This window comes from Amycolatopsis camponoti (genome assembly GCF_902497555.1).
Classification (GTDB): domain Bacteria; phylum Actinomycetota; class Actinomycetes; order Mycobacteriales; family Pseudonocardiaceae; genus Amycolatopsis; species Amycolatopsis camponoti.
The window spans coordinates 2,332,383-2,351,660 of record NZ_CABVGP010000001.1 but is presented as its reverse complement, the minus strand read 5'-3'; the positions used below and the strand labels follow the sequence as shown (position 1 = coordinate 2,351,660).

16 protein-coding genes are annotated in these 19,278 nt (G+C 71.7%); 4 read left to right on the top strand and 12 right to left on the bottom strand.

What is annotated here, in order from left to right; translation table 11 throughout:
- Positions 1 to 573: 573 nt before the first annotated feature.
- From AA23TX_RS11310 to AA23TX_RS11285, 6 genes are all read right to left on the bottom strand, one after another.
- Complete coding sequence (locus tag AA23TX_RS11310; protein WP_086671261.1) at positions 574 to 918, bottom strand: RNA polymerase-binding protein RbpA; 345 nt, start codon at positions 916 to 918, stop codon at positions 574 to 576.
- 107 nt (positions 919 to 1,025) lie between these two features.
- On the bottom strand, positions 1,026 to 1,256 hold the full coding sequence (gene secG, locus AA23TX_RS11305; protein WP_086845181.1) for a preprotein translocase subunit SecG: 231 nt from the start codon (positions 1,254 to 1,256) through the stop codon (positions 1,026 to 1,028).
- A gap of 127 nt (positions 1,257 to 1,383) precedes the next feature.
- Positions 1,384 to 2,169, bottom strand: coding sequence for a triose-phosphate isomerase (gene tpiA / locus AA23TX_RS11300; RefSeq protein ID WP_155542490.1), 786 nt, complete (start codon positions 2,167 to 2,169; stop codon positions 1,384 to 1,386).
- Positions 2,169 to 3,383, bottom strand: a complete 1,215-nt coding sequence (locus tag AA23TX_RS11295) for a phosphoglycerate kinase (RefSeq protein ID WP_155542489.1) — start codon at positions 3,381 to 3,383, stop codon at positions 2,169 to 2,171. The genes tpiA and AA23TX_RS11295 overlap by 1 nt, the downstream gene beginning before the upstream one ends.
- Positions 3,384 to 3,387: 4 nt before the next feature.
- Positions 3,388 to 4,392, bottom strand: a complete 1,005-nt coding sequence (gene gap / locus AA23TX_RS11290; RefSeq protein WP_155542488.1) for a type I glyceraldehyde-3-phosphate dehydrogenase — start codon at positions 4,390 to 4,392, stop codon at positions 3,388 to 3,390.
- Positions 4,393 to 4,789: 397 nt separating this feature from the next.
- Positions 4,790 to 5,971, bottom strand: a complete 1,182-nt coding sequence (locus AA23TX_RS11285; RefSeq protein ID WP_155542487.1) for a winged helix DNA-binding domain-containing protein — start codon at positions 5,969 to 5,971, stop codon at positions 4,790 to 4,792.
- Between the two features lie 174 nt (positions 5,972 to 6,145).
- Here AA23TX_RS11285 and AA23TX_RS11280 point away from each other — a divergent pair, with 174 nt between their 5' ends.
- Positions 6,146 to 6,790 (top strand): LysE family translocator, encoded by a 645-nt coding sequence (locus AA23TX_RS11280; protein ID WP_155542486.1) that lies wholly within the window; start codon positions 6,146 to 6,148, stop codon positions 6,788 to 6,790.
- Here the strand turns inward: AA23TX_RS11280 and AA23TX_RS11275 are convergent.
- Genes AA23TX_RS11275 through AA23TX_RS11255 form a run of 5 tightly spaced genes read right to left on the bottom strand, consistent with a single transcriptional unit; the run spans position 6,771 to position 14,639 of the window.
- On the bottom strand, positions 6,771 to 7,097 hold the full coding sequence (locus AA23TX_RS11275; RefSeq protein ID WP_155542485.1) for an ArsR/SmtB family transcription factor: 327 nt from the start codon (positions 7,095 to 7,097) through the stop codon (positions 6,771 to 6,773). The genes AA23TX_RS11280 and AA23TX_RS11275 overlap by 20 nt on opposite strands.
- Positions 7,094 to 7,882: a TIGR03620 family F420-dependent LLM class oxidoreductase gene (locus AA23TX_RS11270; RefSeq protein WP_155542484.1), complete on the bottom strand. Its 789-nt coding sequence runs from the start codon at positions 7,880 to 7,882 to the stop codon at positions 7,094 to 7,096. The genes AA23TX_RS11275 and AA23TX_RS11270 overlap by 4 nt, the downstream gene beginning before the upstream one ends.
- 37 nt (positions 7,883 to 7,919) lie before the next feature.
- Complete coding sequence (locus AA23TX_RS11265) at positions 7,920 to 12,377, bottom strand: coiled-coil domain-containing protein (RefSeq protein WP_155542483.1); 4,458 nt, start codon at positions 12,375 to 12,377, stop codon at positions 7,920 to 7,922.
- Positions 12,378 to 12,387: 10 nt separating this feature from the next.
- A complete protein-coding gene (locus tag AA23TX_RS11260) occupies positions 12,388 to 13,188 on the bottom strand; it encodes a hypothetical protein (protein WP_155542482.1) in 801 nt (266 codons plus the stop codon).
- Positions 13,188 to 14,639, bottom strand: coding sequence for a hypothetical protein (locus tag AA23TX_RS11255; RefSeq protein ID WP_155544383.1), 1,452 nt, complete (start codon positions 14,637 to 14,639; stop codon positions 13,188 to 13,190). Before AA23TX_RS11255 ends, AA23TX_RS11260 begins: the two co-directional genes overlap by 1 nt.
- A gap of 86 nt (positions 14,640 to 14,725) precedes the next feature.
- Between AA23TX_RS11255 and AA23TX_RS11250 the strand changes: the two genes are divergently transcribed.
- The 3 genes from AA23TX_RS11250 to AA23TX_RS11240 all read left to right on the top strand — a co-directional run bounded on the left by AA23TX_RS11250 (position 14,726) and on the right by AA23TX_RS11240 (position 18,831).
- Entirely contained in the window at positions 14,726 to 15,163 is a 438-nt protein-coding gene (locus AA23TX_RS11250) for a PPOX class F420-dependent oxidoreductase (protein ID WP_155542481.1), read from the top strand.
- A gap of 40 nt (positions 15,164 to 15,203) precedes the next feature.
- Positions 15,204 to 16,043, top strand: a complete 840-nt coding sequence (locus AA23TX_RS11245; RefSeq protein WP_155542480.1) for a coproporphyrinogen III oxidase — start codon at positions 15,204 to 15,206, stop codon at positions 16,041 to 16,043.
- Positions 16,044 to 16,263: 220 nt separating this feature from the next.
- A complete protein-coding gene (locus AA23TX_RS11240; RefSeq protein ID WP_155542479.1) occupies positions 16,264 to 18,831 on the top strand; it encodes a PQQ-dependent sugar dehydrogenase in 2,568 nt (855 codons plus the stop codon).
- A 48-nt stretch (positions 18,832 to 18,879) separates the two neighbouring features.
- On the opposite strand, the gene AA23TX_RS11235 is transcribed toward AA23TX_RS11240, so the two are convergent.
- Positions 18,880 to 19,248: a hypothetical protein gene (locus AA23TX_RS11235; RefSeq protein WP_155542478.1), complete on the bottom strand. Its 369-nt coding sequence runs from the start codon at positions 19,246 to 19,248 to the stop codon at positions 18,880 to 18,882.
- Positions 19,249 to 19,278 lie beyond the last annotated feature (30 nt).

Sequence of the window (19,278 nt, the reverse complement as noted above, 5' to 3'; positions counted from 1 at the left end):
ATTTCGGATTCGCAGGAGCCGCGAGCGGCGGATTTCGGACCATTACGGCCGGAATTCGCCGCTCGCGGCTTTCTCGCGCCGGAATTGTCGGTGCCCGCCGGTAGCGTGGAAAACGGGGGCGGCGGCCCAACCGGACGCGAGCGGGAACGCTCGTGCGCGCACTTCGACCATCGGCCCGCGTATCCGGAGAGTCGGAATGCGTACCCGGACGGTCGGCTCACGTACATGGCAGGTCGGCTCGTGCACCGGGACGGTCGACACGCGTGATTGGGGGGCCGACACGCGTGTTTGGAGAGTCAGCTCGCGTGATTGGGGGGTCAACACGCGTGATTGAAGGGGCGACACGCGTGATTGAAGGGGCGACACGCGTGATTGAAGGGGCGACACGCGTGATTGAAGGGGCGACACGCGTGATTGAAGGGGCGACACTGCGTGCTGCGTCGTGTCGACCGTCGGATCACCCGTGTCGACTCTTGGATCACGTGTGTTGACCGTCGGATCACGGCGGGAGGGTGGGTGGGCGCGCGAAAAGCCACCCCGAGGAGTCCCGGGGTGGCTTTTGGCCGGCAACGCTTAGATGATCTCCCGGCGCTGGCGCAGGCGCTCGAGGGCTTCGGCCAGGATGGCCTCGCCGTCGGCGTCGCTGCGTCGCTCCTTCACGTACGCCAGGTGCGTCTTGTAGGGCTCGGTCCGCGGTGCGGCCGGTGGGTTCTTTTCGTCCTGCCCGCCCGGGAGCCCGCAGCGGGGGCAGTCCCACTCGTCGGGGATCTCCGCGTCGAGCGCGAACGACGGCCGGGCTTCGTGGCCGTTGGCGCACCAGTAACCCACCCGGCGCCGCGGCGCCGATTCACCTCGTTCCGATTCGCCTGTAGGACCGGCACCCACCCGGGTGCCTCGAATCGCGTTACCGCCAACCATGAATCCTCACACCTAGGAATCGGCGGCGCGCCCCCCAATAGGCACGCCGAATCACTGCGCCCTGCCGCCGGAATCCGGTCGCGATCGGCGGTGGGGCGCCGGACGCCTCACACCTTGAGCAGCAGACCCAGGCCCACGATGCTGATCAGCCACACCGCGCCCAGCAGCAGGGTGATGCGGTCGAGGTTCTTCTCGGCCACGCTCGACCCGGCCAGGCTCGACTGCATCCCGCCGCCGAACAGCGACGACAGGCCACCGCCCCGGCCCCGGTGCAGCAGCACCGCGACCACCAGGAAGACGCTGGTGACGATCAACAGGATTTGCAGGAACAGCTTCATGTCATCCCTTGGGCTCTAGGTGAATGCAGGGGTACGGCATGGTCGTTTCCGACCACCACCGTACCCCTGGACTCGTCCACTGCTGTGTGACGGACCGGATACACAGGCTACCCGGTCGTGGCCCCGATCAGGGCAGCGGCCCGCCCGCGGCGAGTGCGCAGAGTTTCGTGAACTCCTCGCCGTCCAGGCTCGCTCCGCCGACCAGGGCACCGTCGATGTTCTCGCAGCCCACCAGCTCGCTGATGTTGCCCGACTTCACCGATCCCCCGTAGAGCACCCGGACGGACGAAGCGATCTCGTCGCCGTACTTCTCCTGGAGGGTGGCGCGGATGGCCTTGCAGACCTCTTCGGCGTCGGCCGAGGAGGCGACCTTGCCGGTGCCGATCGCCCAGACCGGCTCGTACGCGACGACGACGTCCTTGACCTGCTCGGCCTTGAGGCCCTTCAGCCCGTCGATCAGCTGCGTCGTGGTGTGGTGGATGTGCTCGCCGGCCTCGCGGACCTCGAGCTTCTCCCCGATGCAGAGGATCGGCGTGATGCCGTGCTTGAGCGCGGCCTTGACCTTCTTGTTGACCAGCTCGTCGGTCTCGGCGTGGTATTCGCGCCGCTCCGAGTGCCCGACGGTGACGAACTTGCAGCCCAGCTTCGCCAGCATCAGGCCCGAGATGTCCCCGGTGTAGGCGCCGGAGTCGTGCGGCGAGAGGTCCTGGGCGCCGTAGGTGAGCGACAGCTTGTCGCCGTCGACCAGGGTCTGCACGCTGCGGATGTCGGTGAACGGCGGCAGCACCGCCACGTCGACCTTCGCGTAGTACTTCTCCGGCAGGGCGAAGGCGATCTTCTGGACGAGCGCGATCGCCTCGAGGTGGTTCAGGTTCATCTTCCAGTTGCCGGCGATGAACGGCTTGCGTGCCACTAGTTCTTCTCCTCCAGGGCGACCACGCCCGGCAGTTCCTTGCCCTCGAGGTACTCCAGCGAGGCACCGCCGCCGGTGGAGATGTGCGAGAAGCCGTCTTCGGGCAGGCCCAGCTGCCGGACCGCGGCGGCCGAGTCGCCGCCGCCGACCACGGTGAACGCGTCGCTCTTCACGAGCGCCTCCGCGACGGCGCGGGTGCCGCCGGAGAACGCCTCGAACTCGAACACGCCCATCGGGCCGTTCCAGAACACGGTCTTGGCGTCGGCCAGCTTGCCCGCGAACAGCTCACGGGTCTCCGGGCCGATGTCGAGACCTTCGCGGTCGGCCGGGATCGCGGTGGCGGCGACGACCTCGTGCTCGGCGTCGGCCGCGAACCCCGTCGCGGCCAGGACGTCCACCGGCAGGACCAGTTCGACGCCGCGCTTCTCGGCCTCGGCGAGGAAGCCCTTCACCTGGTCGAGCTGGTCGGCCTGCAGCAGCGAGTTGCCGACCTCGTGGCCCTGGGCCTTGAGGAAGGTGTACGCCATGCCGCCGCCGATGAGCAGCCGGTCGACCTTGGTCAGCAGGTTCGCGATGACGCCGAGCTTGTCGGACACCTTCGCGCCGCCGAGCACGACCACGTAGGGCCGCTGCACGTCGTCGGTCAGCTTCTTCAGCACGTCCAGCTCGGCCAGCACCAGGCTACCCGCGTACGCCGGGAGCACCGAAGCGACCTCGTAGACCGAGGCCTGCTTGCGGTGGACGACGCCGAAGCCGTCGGAAACGAACGCGCCGCCCGGCACGAGTGCGGCCAGCTCGGCGGCCAGCTCGGAGCGGTCCACGGCGTCCTTGCTGGTCTCGCGCGCGTCGAAGCGCACGTTCTCCAGCAGGACGACACCGCCGTCGGCCAGGCCGCCGGTCAGCGCCTTCGCGGACTCGCCGACCAGGTCACCGGCCAGCGCGACCTCGGCGCCGAGCAGCTCCGAGAGCCGCTTGGCAACGGGAGCGAGGGTGTACTTCGGGTCCGGCTCGCCCTTGGGGCGGCCGAGGTGCGCGGTGACGACGACCTTCGCGCCCGCGTCGGCGAGCTTCTTGATCGTCGGCAGAGCCGCGCGGACCCGGCCGTCGTCGGTGATGCGGTCCCCGTCGAGCGGGACGTTCAGGTCGGACCGCACGAGTACGTACCGGCCCTGAACGCCCTCGCCCAGCAGGTCGTCGAGGTTCTTGACGCTCATCGGGTCAGGAGAGCTTCGAACCGATGAGCTTCGCCAGGTCGGCGAGGCGGTTGGAGTAGCCCCACTCGTTGTCGTACCAGCCGACGACCTTGACCTGGTTGCCGATGACCTTGGTCAGCGGCGCGTCGTAGATGCAGGACGCCGGGTCGGTGACGATGTCCGAGGAGACGATCGGGTCGTCGCTGTAGCGCAGGATGCCGGCCAGCGGGCCGTCGGCGGCGGCCTTGTAGGCGGCGTTGATCTCCTCGACCGTGGCGGCCTTGGAGAGCGTCACGGTGAGGTCGGTGGCCGAGCCGGTCGGGATCGGGACCCGCAGCGCGTAGCCGTCCAGCTTGCCCTGCAGCTCCGGCAGGACGAGGCCGATGGCCTTGGCGGCGCCGGTCGAGGTCGGGACGACGTTCACGGCGGCGGCCCGGGCGCGGCGCAGGTCCTTGTGCGGGGCGTCCTGCAGGTTCTGGTCCTGCGTGTAGGCGTGGACCGTGGTCATGAGGCCCTGCTCGATGCCGAAGGCGTCGTGGAGGACCTTGGCCAGCGGGCCGAGGCAGTTGGTGGTGCAGGAGGCGTTCGAGATGATGACCTGCGAGCCGTCGTACTTGTCGTCGTTGACGCCGAGGACGACGGTCAGGTCCTCGCCCTTGGCGGGCGCGGAGATGATGACCTTCTTCGCCCCGCCGGCGATGTGCGCCTTGGCGGCGTCGGCGTTGGTGAAGAAGCCGGTCGACTCGAGGACGACGTCCACGCCCAGGTCGCCCCAGGGCAGGTTGGCCGGGTCGCGCTCGGCGAGGGCCTTGATGGTCTTGCCGTCCACGACGATGCCCTCGTCGCTGACGCTGACCTCACCCGGGAACCGGCCCAGGATGGAGTCGTACTTCAGCAGGTGGGCCATGGTGGCGACGTCGCCGAGGTCGTTGAAGGCGACGACCTCGATGTCGTGGCCGCTGGCCTGCACGGCGCGGAAGAAGTTGCGGCCGATGCGGCCGAAGCCGTTGACACCTACGCGAACGGTCACTGCTGCCACTCCTCTGAGGATCGGCCGGGAGTCCCGGCCGTGACTTGCGGGCTCGCGGCCACCCTAGCGTGCGGGCATGCGCGTCCCTGACTGCCCTGACGAGACTTCCACCACTTGGCGAACGGGTCAAGAATCGATTAAGAAGCCGGGGCCTCCCGAGGGGTCTCCTTAACGTGATCGACACCTGGACCACGGCGGACCGCCGAGGCCCGCGGTTCGACGGTTCTGCCTGGGAGCACCCGGTACGGACGACGTGACCGCGACGCGGCCGACGAGACCCTGGACCGATTCAGTCGATCTTGCGAAAACCCGGTTTCCGGACGCTGTCCGACGCGGGGTTCCGGACGGCCGCGAGCGGGCGTGAGGTCGATGACTCGACCGATCCAGCCAGGGAGCTTCACCCGGTCAGCTCCCGTTCCAGCGGCGTCCGGAACCGCGGCACCGCCCGGACCTCCCCGTACCACCCGGCGCACCGCTCCGCCTCGGCTTCCGCCAGCGCCTTCCCCTCCGCGCCCACGTCCTCCAGCAGCCGGAACGCGATCTCGCCCGAGCGTCGCTGGGCCCAGCCGCCGACCACGCGGCCGTCCATCCAGATCGTCGGGCCGACGTTGCCGCTGCGGTCGAACAGCGCCGGGCGATGCGGCCCGAGGTACCAGTCGCGCTCCTGCCAGCCCATCGGCGTCGGGTCCAGCGCCGGCAGGAACGCCACCCACGGCGCTGGCTCGGGCACGGACGCGACGTCGTCCGGCAGCACGACTCCGGGCACCCCGTCGAGGTCGACCTCCACCGGCGACAACGCGGACAGGGCCTTCTTCGTCTGCCCCGCCGTCCAGCCCGTCCACCAGCGCAGGTCGGCCGCCGGCGCCGGGCCGTACGCGCGCAGCCAGCGCCGGGCCAGCTCGACCCGCGCCTCTTCCGCGTCCCACCGGAGCAACCCGGGCGCCCAGGAATCGAGCGGGTGCCAGACGTACTGGCTGCTGGTCCAGCTCCCCCGCGGCCGGCCACGCACGATCCGGCCGCCGGCGGCCAGCAGGAACAACACCCGGCTGGTGACGTTCCCGATCGCCTCGTACGGCTTCCCCGCCGCCATCAGCAGCTGCTGCCGCAGCCGTGGCTCGTCCTCGCTGAGCTGCTGCGCCGTCGCCGAGCCGCGGGCCCGCAGCGCCGCCTCGACCGACGCTTCGACCTCCAGGAGCCACTTCCCCGGCTCCGGCACGTTCTCCGGGTGCCCCTGCCGGCCCAGGTGCTGCTCCAGCAGCTTCCGCTGCTTGACCTCGATGTCCGCGGAACACCCGGCCTGCACGAGCGCCGCGGTGTCCAGCCCGGTGACGAACACCGTGCGGCGCATGCCGAGCAGCCGCAGCAGCGTCCGGTCGTCGTACAACGCCCGTTCCACCGCAGCGATCGCCGGGGACGCGAGCCGAGCGCACGCCGAAAGGTGGACCGTCGCCGGGTCGGTGGCGTGCAGGGCAACGACGCCCGCCACGGCGTCCTCCACCGTGGCCGCGGGCGCGGCGAGGTGGTGCCGGACGGCGAGGCGGGCCCGGCGTTGCGCGGTGCTGATCTTGAGTGGAGGCACCCGCTGTTGATACCACCGGGCACCGACAAAAACGCCTGGTCGCCAGGCCGGGGCCCGGTTACTGATCCGACCGAAAGGAGGCCGACCCCCGAGCGGCACGCAACCGTTGCCACGAAAGTCATTCGGCCGTGGCTGTGGTCGGATCAGCAACGAACGGCACAGTACGCTCGCGGCATGGTCTCCGGTGCGCACTTCGCGGCCTTCGCCGCACTGACGTTCCTCATGGTCGTCGTCCCCGGTCCGAGCGTGCTGTTCACCATCAGCCGCGCGCTCACGGTCGGGCGGCGCGACGCGCTGCTCACCGTCGTGGGCAACTCCGCGGGCGTCTACACGCAGGTCGTCGCGGTCGCGTTCGGCCTCGGCGTGCTCGTGACGACGTCGGCCGCGGTGTTCACCGCGATCAAGATCGCCGGCGCGATCTACCTCGTGTACCTGGGCGTCCAGGCCCTGCGGCACCGCCGCCGGCTCACCGAAGCGATGGCCGCCAAGGTGCCCGCGACGCCCGGTCGCGTCCTGACCGTGCTGCGCGACGGATTCGTCGTCGGCTTCGCGAACCCGAAGTCGATCGTGTTCCTCGCGGCGCTGCTGCCCCAGTTCGTCGACCCGGTCGCCGGGTCCGTGCCGGTCCAGATGCTGCTGCTGGGCCTGTGCCTGCCGGCGATCGCGCTGGCCACCGACAGCGCGTGGGCGCTGGTGGCGGGCACCGCCCGCGCGTGGTTCGCCCGCTCGCCGAAACGCCTGGAGATGGTCGGCGGCACCGGCGGCCTCGTCATGATCGGCCTCGGCACCACCCTCGCCTTCACCGGCCGGGGTGACTGAGCACCAGGTCCAGCAACCCGGGGAACACCGCGTCGAACTCCGGGCGCCGCAAGCGGTTCAGCCGCCGCGGCCCGGCGTCGCGCTGCTCGATCAGGCCCGCCGCCCGCAGCACGGCGAAGTGGTGGCTGAGCGTCGCCTTCGCCACCGGCTGGGCGAAGGTGCCGCACGCCTTCGTCCACTCCGGCACGGCGGCCAGCTCCCGCAGGATGCTGCGGCGCACGGGATCGGCGACCGCGGCGAGGGCGTCCTGCAAGGACACCTCCGCCGGGACGCCGTGCGTCAGCCCGCGGGCCCGAGCGGTGGTCACCGCAGAGCCTCCGCCAGCGCCGGCCACCACTCGCGGGGCAGGTCACCGGCCGGGACGACGACCTGGTCCGCCCCCGCCGCCCGGTACTCGCGCAGCCGCGCCACGACCGCGTCGAGGTCGCCGCGGACCGTGAGCCCGTCGACCAGCCGGTCGGAGAGGTCCGCGATGTCGGCGTCGGTGAAGCCCATGCGGCGGAAGTTGTTCGCGTAGCCGGGCATGCCGGCCAGGAACCGCAGCGAGCCCTCGCGGGCGCGCTCGCGGGTCGCGGCGGTGTCGGCACCCGGGACGACGCTCAGCAGCACCACGAGCTGCTTGCCGGCGCCGAGGATCTCCCGCGCCGAAGCGACGTAGTCCGTCGTCACGAGGAACGGGTACGCCCCCGACGCGCGGTCCCGCGCCAGCTCCAGCATCTTGGGGCCGAGCGCCGAAAGGATGCGGTCGGACGCGGGGACGGTGTCGTCCAGCTCGTCGAGGTAGTCGTTCAGCGTGGCCAGCGGACGCGGGCCGTGGGCGCCGCCGAGGCCGACGACGAACCGCCCGGCCGGCAGGTCCGCGTACGCACGGGCGATGTCGGCCGCGGGTACCCGGTCGACCGGCAGGATGCCGCTCGCGACCGGGATCTTCGCGGTCCCGTGGATCACGTCGGCGATCAGCGGCAGGTTGCTGCCCTGCCCGCCCGGCAGCCACAGCGTGGCGTACCCCAGCTCGTCCAGCTCCGCGGCGGCCGTGACGGTCTCCGGCCCGGTCGTGCCCAACGTGGCGCCCAGCGCCCCCAGGTTCGTCATGCGCCGGGCAACCACGGAACTCCCGGAGATGTTCCCGTCAGGCCGTCTGTTCGTCCTCAGCGGAATCCTGGTCTTCGGACGGCCGCGAGAACATCCGCGTCGCCGACAGCCGCGCGACGCCGTCCGGGTCGCCGAGATCGTCGAGGGAGGTGCGGACCGTCGAATCCACCGAGAGGTACTTGCGGCCCGCCCGCAGGTCGGCGTCGTTGCGCAGCCGCACGATCAGCGGGAACTCCGACAGCGCGCCCGCGTCGAACAGGCCCGTCGTGTAGATGAGCTGCACGCCCAGCGCCTCGGCCACCGCCCGCTGCAGCTCCAGCAGGTACCCGGCGGACGCGCGGCCGATCGGGTTGTCCAGGAACAGCACGCCCGAGTGCCGGTTGCGGGCCTTGCCGCGGTTGTTGGCCCGCAGCGCGGCCAGCGTGCAGTACAGGATGATCGCCGCGGTCAGCTGCTGGCCGCCCGAGAACACGTCGCGGATCTCCGAGACGCGCTGGCGTTCGGTCCGCAGCACCGAGTCCGGCTTGAGCATGTCGACGCGGAAACCCTTGGGCGCCGCGGCCCGGACCCCGCGCAGCACCAGGGAAAGCCCGTCGCGCTTGACGTCGCGGCCGTCCGCGGTCTTGCCGACGGCCGCCTCGTCGACGACCTCGCCGAGCTTCTCGGTGAGCGCGTTGTCCTCCAGCTCGGTGAAGCGGATGCGGAGGAACTCCTGCCCGGACCAGTCGCCGAGGCCGTCCGGGAGCCGGGAGACGCGCTGGGCGGAGCGCAACGTCCGGAGCGCGCCGTCGACCATGCCCTGCAGGCGCGTGATGATGCCGCCGCGGTGGCGGTCGATCTGCGCGAGGTCGTCGGTGAGCGAGCGCAGCCGCGGCCGCAGCGCCTCCGCCCACTCGGCGGCGTGCGCGGGCAGCCGGTCGCGCTTGACCGAGATGACCTGCTGGCGCACCGGGGTGCTCAGCTTCTCGAACCGCTTCTCCGTCGCGTACTGCGCGAGCTGGTCGGCGGCCTCGCGCACGCGCCGGTCACCCGCGTCGGCGGCCTCCTGCGCTTCGGTGAACGTCGCGTTGAGCCGGGTGTACTGGGCGCGTGCGGTGTCGACGTCGCCGTCGTAGGCCGCGGCGTCGGTGTCCGTCACCAGCCGGGCCATCGACTCGGCCAGCAGCGAGAAGCCGGACGCCGAGTTCTTCGCGGACTCCAGCGTCGCTTCGGCCGCCGCCCGGCGTTCCTGCAGCTCTTCCCACTTCCGCGCGGCCACGGACACTTCCAGCCCGGCCGCGTCGATCAGTTCGAGGCCGTGCTCGATGTCGCGCGGTTTCTCGCCGGTGACGCCGTTCTGCAGCGGCAGCGCGTCCAGCTCGGCCCGCCGCGTCGACACCAGCCCGATCGCTTCCGTGCGCTCGTCCTCCAGGCCGTCGACGACCCGGCGGGCGCGCGCCAACGCGGCCGCGCGCGCCGAGGCGTCGGAGCCGTCGGGCGTCTCCAGCAGCTCGGCGGCACGGACCCGGACCGCCTCGTCGAGAGACTCGACGGCCGAGCCGGCGGCGGCCTCCGCGGACTCGGCCTGCTCCAGCTCGGCCCGCAGGTCGCTGCCGACCTCGACCTTCGCGTACGACTCGGACGCCGACAGGTAGGTCCGCCGCAACGCGTCGACCGGCTCGGCCGGCACCGGGCCGTCGGCCGCTTCGGCCGCGCCCGGGACCTCGGCCAGCTCGGCGCGGGCGGTCGTCGCGGTGCGGCGGTGGCCGTCGGCGGTGCGCTGCTCCTCCCCCGCCTGCTCGCGCAGCCGCGCGGCCTTGCCGGCGGCGTCGGCGGCCTGCAGGTCGGCGCGCTCGGCGATCTCGGTGGCGCGCTCGACGTCTTCGGTCCACTCGGCGATCCGCGCGCCGCGGGCGCCCAGCTCCCCGAGCCGGCGCGCCTTCTCCTCGGCTTCGCTCGCGGCCGCCCGCAGCTCCGGGACGCGCTCCCGCAGCGACGCGGCCTTTTCGCTCAACCGCGCGAATTCCGCGTCGGCCTGCTCCAGCGCCGTGCGCGCGGTCTCGCGCGCGGCCCGGGCCGCCTGGGCCTGCTCGGCCAGCGTCGCGACGGCGCCGGGCGGGTAGTCCTCGCGCCAGGTGGTGAGCTTCCACGTCAGGGCGCCGTCCGCGGCCAGCTTGGCGGACAACGCTTCCAGGCGTCGCTGCCGTTCGGTGTGCCGCCGGGCCACGGCTTCCCGCTCGGCGTCCGCGGCTTCTTCGTCGTACATCGCGGGGTTCGGCGGCACGAGGAACTCGACGCCGGGCGAGGCGGGCGCCTCGGCCAGCAACGCTTCGGTGGTGCCGACGGCGATGATCGCGCTGGGCAGCAGCCGCCGCGTCGTCAGGACCTCACGGGCCCGGTCCGCGTGGGCGGTGTCGTTCAGCAGCACGCCGGACACCAGCTGCGGCAGGCTTTCCAGGACTTCGGCGCGCCGGGCAACGTCCAGTTTGGACAGATAGCGCCAGCCGGACCACGCGGTGATCCCGGCCTCCTCCAGGGCATCCAGCGCGGCCTGGACGTCTTCCGGCGGCGGCAGCAGCCCGCCGGAGCCCAGCGCGGCGAGGGCCCGCTCGTCGGCGGACTCCTCCATCCGCAGCGCGGTCTGCTCCTTCTCGACGGACGCGCTCGCCTCGCGCAGCCGCTCCAGCAACACCGGCAGGTCGCTCTCCAGAGCGACGTCGTCGGCGCCGAGCAGCTCGACCAGGCGGCCCTCGGCGGCGAGCGCGTCGGTGCGGCGGTGGGCACGGTCGAGGTCCTCGGTGGCCCGCTCGAAGCGGTCCTGGGTGGTGCCGGCCAGCTGGTGGGCTTCGTTCACGGCCCGTTGCGCCGCTTGGAGGTCCGCCGCCACCCGGTCCAGTTCCTGCTCGCGCCGGGCCAGCTCGGCGGTGGCGGCCTCGGCCGCGGCACGGGCGGCTCGCGAAGCGTCCGCGACGTCGGCGCCCGAGGGCAGCAGCCCGGCGCGGACGGCGTTCTGGATCTCTTCGCGCAGCTCGGTGATCCGCGTGGTCAGCCCGCGGGCTTCGGCCCGGCGACCGGCGGCGAGGTTGGCGGCCTCGTCGCGTTCGGTCTGGGCCTTCTCCGCCTCGGCCCGCAACGCGCCCGCGTGGGCCTCGGCCTTGTCGGCCTGACGCTGGGCGTCCTGGGCCAGCGCGTGCAACCCCCGCGCGAGCGCCGAAGCGGCGTCGTTGCGCGCCTTCAGGGCCGGCCGTGCCTTCTCCTCGCGGCTGCCGACCAGTTCGCGCAGGTCCTTCGCCTTGCGGGAGGAGTTCAGCTGGTTGAGCACGGTCGCCGTCTCGCGCCACGCCTCCGCCTCGGTCTTGGCCGACGCGAGTTCGGCGTCGACGTGCTTGCGGGCCTCCTGGGCCTCGTCCAGGCGCAGCACCGCGACGAGCCGGCGCAGCTCCGTGACGCCCGCGGCGAGCCGCCGGTGGTCGCCCTCGGCGAGCTTCTCGGCCGACTTGACCTCGGTGACGTGCTCCTCGAGTCCCGACAGCCGCGCGTTCTCCAGCTCGTTGCGCGCGACGACGCGACCGGCGAGCGACGCCATGTCGGCCTTCGCGGCCTCGGCGATCTTCCGCGACTCCGCGGCGACGCCTTCCTCGGCGGCCAGCGGGCCCAGCAGGTCGAGCGCTCCCGCGACGAAATCGCGTTCCGACAACAGGTCCCCGCGCTGCGCCAGGTTGTGCGAGTACGTCGAGACGACCTCGGCGAGGTCCTTCGGCTCGTCCTCGGAGATCACCGCGCGCAGCAGGAAGTCGACGAAGGCGTCGTCGGTGCCGAAGGCGAACGCGTCCGCCGCTTCACCTTCGCCGGCGTTCATCGCACGCTGGTAGCGGAACAGCTCGGTGTCGAGGCCGAGGCCGTCGAGCCGGCCGGTCCACTCGTGGTGGCGGCGGGTCCAGGACAGCTCCAGCTCGGGCTCGGCCAGCTGGGCGGCGGCGAGCTTGTCGTGGAAGCCGGACATGGTGAGCAGCCGGCCGTCCTGGGTCATCGGCAGGGAATCGAGCCCCAGCGCGGCGGTCGGGCGGAAGCAGTACCAGGAGTCGGCGAGGTTCTCGGAGTCGGCGGACACGACGTGCCCGCGCCATTCGGAGACCTTGCCGGTGATGATCCGGTGCCCGCTCTCGACGTGCAGCCACTCCAGGACGACGTGCGAGACGTCCTTGGCGGCGACGAACTTCTCGAGCACCTTGGTGCTGGTGGTGCCGACGACCTGGCGGCGGCCGGGCAGCATCACCGAGAAGATCAGCTTGATGAGGACGGACTTGCCGCCGCCGTTCTCCAGGAACAGCACGCTGGCCGGCGACGGGCGGCGCAGTTCGGCCGGGCCGGTCGCGTGGATGCCGGCGCTGAACAGCGCGTCCTGCTGGGGTGCGGTGATCTTGGCGCCGACGCCGCTGAAGTCGAGCACGACGTCCTGGTAGCGGGCACCCGCCGGGCCCACGGAATGCAGGCGGACCCGCGAAAGCTCGTACATCGATTCCCCTCTACAGCGTGTCCGACGACGTCGCGCGCAGCGTGCCCCCGGAGTTCGCGACGGCCACGACGTCCAGCGCGAGCAGGTCGTCGAAGGCGGCGTCCGCGGCGAGCTCGCGGACCTGGATCTGGTAGCGCGGCGTGGTCCGGTAGGTGCCGCCCTGCTCGTCGCTCACCGGGACCAGGAAGCCCTGGTCGGCGAGGAAGCGCAGGGCGCGGCTGACCATGCCGCGGGTGGTGTCGGCGGCGAGGCGGCCGTCCTTGGTGGCCGCCGCCGCGGGACGCCGGGTGTAGGCGCGCCAGGCCTGTTCCAGCTCGGGCGCGTCGGCCAGGGGGTCGTTGTTGGCCTCGGCCGCCGCGGCGCGTTCGTCGAGCATGCGGGCGGCTTCGCGGACCATCGCGTCGACCTGTTCGACGCTGACGCGGCCGATGTAGGTGTCGTTGGCGAGGTCGTCCGGGCGCGGGTAGCCCAGCGCCGCGGTGGCGAGGTGGATCAGGCCGTGCAGGACCTTCTCCGTCTCGCGGCGCTCGCGGATCTTGGCCTGGCGGGCGTAGGAGTCCATCTTGATCTCGAAGACGGACTCGTCGGTGGCCGCGAGGACCGCGCCGGCCTGCTGGTTGACCTCGAGGACCATCAGCCCGAGCCCGGCGGCGACGGCGTGGGTGAGCGCCTTGAACGCGTTGTCCTCGCCGTAGCGGCGCACGAGGTCGCCGTAGACGACGTCACGCGCGGGCAGCTGCTTCGGCCGCATGCCGAACGCGACCAGCCGGGCCGCGGCCTCGGCGTCCACGCTGCTGTGGGACAGCGCCATTACGCGACTTCCTCTTCTTCGTCGGCCCGCTCTACGGCGGCGGTGGACAGCAGGAGGTCGGCGCCGCCGAACTCCGGGTCGTCGAGCAGGGTGCCGTCGTCGACGGCGAGCAGCACCGAGCGGTCGCCCTGGCGCCGGGCCGCGCCGACCCCGGGACTGTAGGCGTGCACCGCGCGCAGCGCGACCAGGGCGGCGAGCCCGGGCTGGCGGCCGCGGCGGGCCTCTTCGAGCAGGCCGGACAGCCGCCGCGGCACCTCGGGCAGGTCGAGCAGCTCGTCGGCCCGGCGCCAGACGTCGTCGCCGAACTTGTCGGTGATGTCGGCGGGCATCAGCTCCGGCTCGGGGATCTCGCCGACGAGCTGGTCGCGTTCGGGCGCGGGGCGCAGGAGCAGCGAAACCAGGGACGACAGCGACGGCACGACCGGCGGGGCAATGCCCGCCGCGGCGTGGAAGAAGTGCTCGACGGGCGCTACGGCGTCGGCCAGCGGCAGCCCGAGCGTCGGCACGAGGAGCTGGCCGAACAGGTCGAGCGTCGCGCGCTGCGGCGGGCCGGAGAACTGCTGGCGGTCCTGCTCGGCACGGAACACCGCGCCCGCGTCGGCCAGCCGGGACTGCAGCCGCGTGTGCCGGCGGATGCAGTCGCCGACGATGTCGACGAGTTCGGCCGCGCGGCGCTTGCGGTCGAGGTCCTCGGTCTCGTCGCGGGCGGTGGTGATGTTCTTGAGGATGGCGTTCTCGGCGCGGAACCGGGCCTCGATGTGGCTCAACGCGCTGTCGAGCAGCTCCGGGACCTCGCGTTCCCAGTCGACCGACCGGACATCGCGGCGGGTGGCGTCGAGCTTCGCGCGCAGCGTCTCGCCGTACTGGACGGTCCGGTAGCGGGCCTGCTCGGCGGCCAGCTTGGCGTCCGCGAGACGGCCTCGGTTGATGAGGTTCTCCAGCTTGACCTCGGCCGCGATCTGCGCCGACTCGACGTCGGTGTCCAGGGCCCCGACGAGGACGTTGATCGCCTCGTCGGTCGCGCGCAGGTAGACCTCGCCGTCCCGGGCCGCCAGCTCGACGAGCAGCTTGAAGTCGAACTGGCGCCGCTGGTAGCCGCCCGGGCCCATCGAGCCGTAGACGCGCCGGAAGCCGCGGTCGGTGGTGCCGACGTTGATCAGGTTGTCGAGGACCCACTTGGCCACGCGGACGTGCTCTTCGGGCATCCGCGACGGCGCCTGCGCGGCGATGAACGGCAGCAGCCGGTCGATGACCTCGTCGTGGCCGGCGCCGGTGTCGAAGTCCATGGCGATGGTGACCTGGTCGATCGTGTGCAGCGCGATCTCGGCCATCTGGTAGATCGTGGCGTCGGCCCAGTCGAGCTTCGCCTTCCGCGCGTCCAGGTCGTGCAGCGGCGCGGTGCAGGCCAGCGCCTTGAGGCGGCGCGTCAGCCCCTCGTCGGCCAGACCCATGGCAGCCCTGTCGTCGTCTCGCACAGCAGGCCAGGCTAGTCGGCCACCCTCTGCACACGCGCGGGTGACAGGTTAACGTCCCTCCTATGCGTGAGATGAGCCGCGAAGAGTGGTGGAAGTTCGCGTCCGAAGGCACCCGGACGGGCAAGCTCGGCCTGGTGCGGGCCAACGGCGCCGCGATCGTCACCCCGATCTGGTTCCTGCTGGACGAGACCCCGGACGGTGACGAGCTGGTCTTCACCACCGGCACCGACACCCTCAAGGGCAAGGCGATCGCCCGCGACCCGCGGATCTCCCTGGTCGTCGACGACCAGGAACCGCCGTACTCCTACATCCAGTTCACCGCCGAGGCGCGGCTGACCCACGACTACGACGAGATGCTCGCCTGGGCGACCAGGCTGGGCGGCCGGTACATGGGCGCCGAGCGGGCCGAGGAGTACGGCAAGCGCAACGCCGTCCCCGAGGAGTCGCTGGTCCGGGCGAAGATCACCAAGGTGATCGCGCGGGCCGAAATCGCCGGCTGACCTCGTTTTCGCGGTATCCTCGCCCGCGGGGGTGGGGGTCATGCTTTCGGGTGAGGACAGCAGACGTGACGCCGTCAAGGCGATCATGAGCTCCGGCCGGCGCGAGCTGGTCGCGGAGCTGGAACGCCTCGACGGCGGAGCCCGGTTCGGCCGGGGCCGCGCGAGCCTGCTGGAAGACGGCGACGTCTTCGAGCGCGCCGGGATCAGCGTGACGACCGCGGACGACGGCGGGTTCTTCACCAGCGGGCTGTCGGTCGTGGTCCACCCGCGCAGCCCGTACGTTCCCGGGTTCCAGGCGCACTTCCGGTACTGCGAGTCCGAGGACACCTGGTGGTTCGGCGGCACCGTGGAGCTCCTCCCGTGCTACGGCTTCGCCGAGGACGCGGCGCACTTCCACCGGGTGCTCAAGCAGCACTGCGACACGCTCGACCCCGCGTTCCACGCGCAGGCGAAGCGCACCGCCGACGACCGGTTCCGGCTGCCGCACCGCGACGAGCCGCACGGGCTCGGCGGCATCGCCTTCGACCACCTGCGCCCGGCCGGTCCGCACGGCTGGCGGCGCGGGGCGGCGTTCACGGCGGCAGGCATCGCCACGATCGCCCCCGCGTACCTGCCGATCGTGCGACGGCGGCGGGACCTGCCGCACGGCGACCGCGAGCGGCAGTGGCAGCTCCACCGCCGCGGCCGGTACGTCGAAGCCGCGCTCTTCCGCGCCGCGTCCGCCGGGCGCGCCGACGCCGAAGCGATCCTGCTGGCGCTGCCGCCGATGGCGCGGTGGGAGTCCGGGTTCACGCCGGAGCCGGGGAGCCCGGAAGCGGAGCTGGCGGCGTTCCTCGTGCCGCGCGACTGGGCGGGCGAAACCGCCGCGACGGTCGGCTGACGCTCCGGCTCCGCCGGACGGACAAGGCACCGCTGAGCGGGAAACCCTTCTTCACCAAGGGTGAGCGCCCGTGTCGAGTATTGACACGGCCCGCTCGAAGGGTGTGAGATCCCTCCTATAGATAGGAAACTTTCCTAACTATTAGGTCCGATTCCGGTGGTCCGCCGACCAGTTCCGCCCCGGTCACCCCCTGTCCCCCGACCCACGCAGGAGGCTCCCAGTGGCACCCCGTCCACCGTGGCGCGTGGTACTGGCCGGTACCGCCGTCGCGGCGCTCGGCCTCACCGCGCTCAGTCCGGTAAGCGCTTTCGCGGCCGATACCGACTACGAGTCCGAGAGCGCCGTCATTTCCCAGGGCGTCGTCGAGTCGAACCACGCCGGCTACTCCGGCACCGGGTTCGTCAACTTCGACAACGTCGTCGGCAGCTATGTCGAATACTCCGTGAACGCCGCGCAGGCGGGCACGCACACCCTGACCTTCCGCTACGCCAACGGAACCGCCGACAACCGGCCCGTGAAGCTGGTCGTCGACGGCGGCGACAAGGGCACTGTCGACTTCCCCGGCACCGGCGCGTGGACGACGTGGAAGACCGCCACCGCGAGCGTGCAGCTGACCGCCGGGGTCAACAAGATCCGCACCACGGCGACCACCGCGAACGGCGGCCCGAACGCGGACAAGCTCACCGACACCTTCGTCGCGCCGACCGACGGCGAACCGCCGACGCCGCCGTCGAACCTCAAGGCGAGCGACATCCTCCCCACCGCCGCGACGTTCTCCTGGACCGCCGCGACCGACAACGTCGGCGTCGTGCGCTACGAGATCAACCGTGGTGGCAACATCCTCAAGACCGTCGACGGGAACACGACGTCGGCGACGGTGACCAACCTGACCCCGAACACCGCCTACGACATCTCGGTCGGCGCGTTCGACGCGGCGGGCAACCCGTCGCAGCAGAGCAACGTGGTCACCTTCACCACGCCGCCGAGCGACGACACCACCCCGCCGACCGTGCCGGGCAACTTGCGCTCCACCGGCGTCACCGCGAACAGCGTTTCCCTGGCGTGGAACGCTTCCACCGACAACGGCGGCACGGTCGCCGGGTACGACGTCTTCCAGGGCGCCACGAAGGTCGCGACCACGACGTCGCTCGGCACGACCGTGACGAACCTGGACCCGAGCACCTCCTACACCTTCACGGTCAAGGCGCGCGACCCCGACGGCAACAGCTCCGCGGCGAGCAACGCGGTCACCGCCAAGACGTCCGCTCCGGGCGGCGCAGGGGGCATCCCGGAGTACGACAAGGACATCGCGAAGGTCGACCTCGGCTGGGCGGTGGACTTCCTGCCGAACGGCAACGCGCTGGTGACCGAGCGGGACCGGTTCGAGGTCCTGCTGGTGACGCCGTCCGGCCAGAAGACCACGCTGGGCAAGGTGCCGGGCGCGGTCGGCACCAACGGCGAAGGCGGCCTACTGGGCCTGGCGATATCGCCGAACTGGTCCACCGACCACGCGATCTACCTGTACCACACGGCGTCCGGCGACAACCGGATCGTGAAGATGACCTACGACGGCACCACGCTCTCCTCGACGTCGACACCGGTGCTGACCGGGATCGCGAAGAACCGCTACCACAACGGCGGGCGGATCAAGTTCGGTCCGGACGGCAAGCTGTACGCCACCGTCGGCGACGCGAAGAACAGTGACAACGCCCAGAACAAGAGCTCGCTCAACGGGAAGATCCTCCGGCTCAACCCGGACGGTTCGGCGCCGAGCGACAACCCGTTCTACGCCACCGGCGGCAACGCCCGGTACGTCTGGAGCTACGGCCACCGCAACCCGCAGGGCCTGGCCTGGGACTCCCGCGGCCAGCTGTGGGCGGCGGAGTTCGGCGAGAGCAGCCAGGACGAGCTCAACCTGATCCAGAAGGGCGGCAACTTCGGCTGGCCGAGCTGCGAAGGCACGCAGGGCAGCTGCAGCGGCTTCATCGCCCCGAAGAAGACGTGGTCGACGTCGCAGGCCGGGCCGTCGGGCGTCGAGATCGTCAACGACTGGATCTACATCGCCGGCGTCACCGGCGAGCAGATGTTCGCGACGCAGATCAACGCGGCGGGCACCGGCGTCGGCACCGTGTCGACCCTGTTCTCCGGCCGCTGGGGCCGGCTGCGCTCGGTCACGAAGTCCCCGGACGGCGGGCTGTGGCTGACGTCGACGAACAACGACAAGAACGGCGGCACGCCGTCGGTGCTGGACAACGTGATCGTGCGGCTCAAGTTCCCCGGCGGGACCACGCCGGGTGGCTTCAAGCTGACCAGCTCCGCCTTCGCCGACAACGCCACCATCCCGGACAAGTACACCTGCGCCGGGGACGGCACGGCGGGCCAGGACCCGTCGCCGCCGCTCTCGTGGGGCGAGTCCACGGGCGCGAAGGCCTACGCCATCGTGTTCGCCGACGTCGCCAACAGCGGCAACAAGCTGCACTGGGCGATCTGGGACGTCCCGGCCGCCACGAAGTCGCTGCCGGAGGGTCTCGGGGCGGGCTACACCGTGCCGAACCAGGGTGGCGCCAAGCAGAAGGCGATGGGCAGCGGGGCGAACGCGCAGAAGTTCTTCGGTCCCTGCCCGGGCGGCTCCAGCCACCCGTACACGTTCACGCTCTACGCCCTGAACACCGCGACGGTCCCCGGCCTGACCTCGTCTTCGACGATGGCCCAGGTGGAGACGGCGATCAAGGGCGCGTCGACGGCCAGCGTGGTGCTGCGCGGCAAGTCCAGCGCGGCGGCGGCCTAGAAGCCGCGGCAGGGGTGACCGGAGCGGCGCCGGTCACCCCTGCCGCCCTCACCCCTGTTCGGCGACGCTGCGCAGGTGGGCGTCGACGTCGAAGCCGTGTTCCTCCAGCCGCCGACGGGCCAGCAGGAGCTCGTCGGGGGTGAACAGGTCGGCGTACTCCGTGCGGAGCATGGTCGCCTCGGAGCTGCGGCCGAGCTGGTTCTTCTCCCAGAGCACGGTGAACCCACCCGCGGTGCCGGCGCCGCGCAGCAGCAGCCGCGCCGCCTCGACGCCGCCGTGCTCGCGGACCATCCGTTCGAACTGGGCCGGCCGGTATCCGTAGTCCTTCGCCAGGACCCGGCAACCGTCGAGCAGATCCTCGGTGAACCGCGCGGCTAGGCGTGGATCGGCCGGGACGGGGACGGCGGGCTCGGGCATGGGACACCTCTCGACGGGATGGCTTCCCTG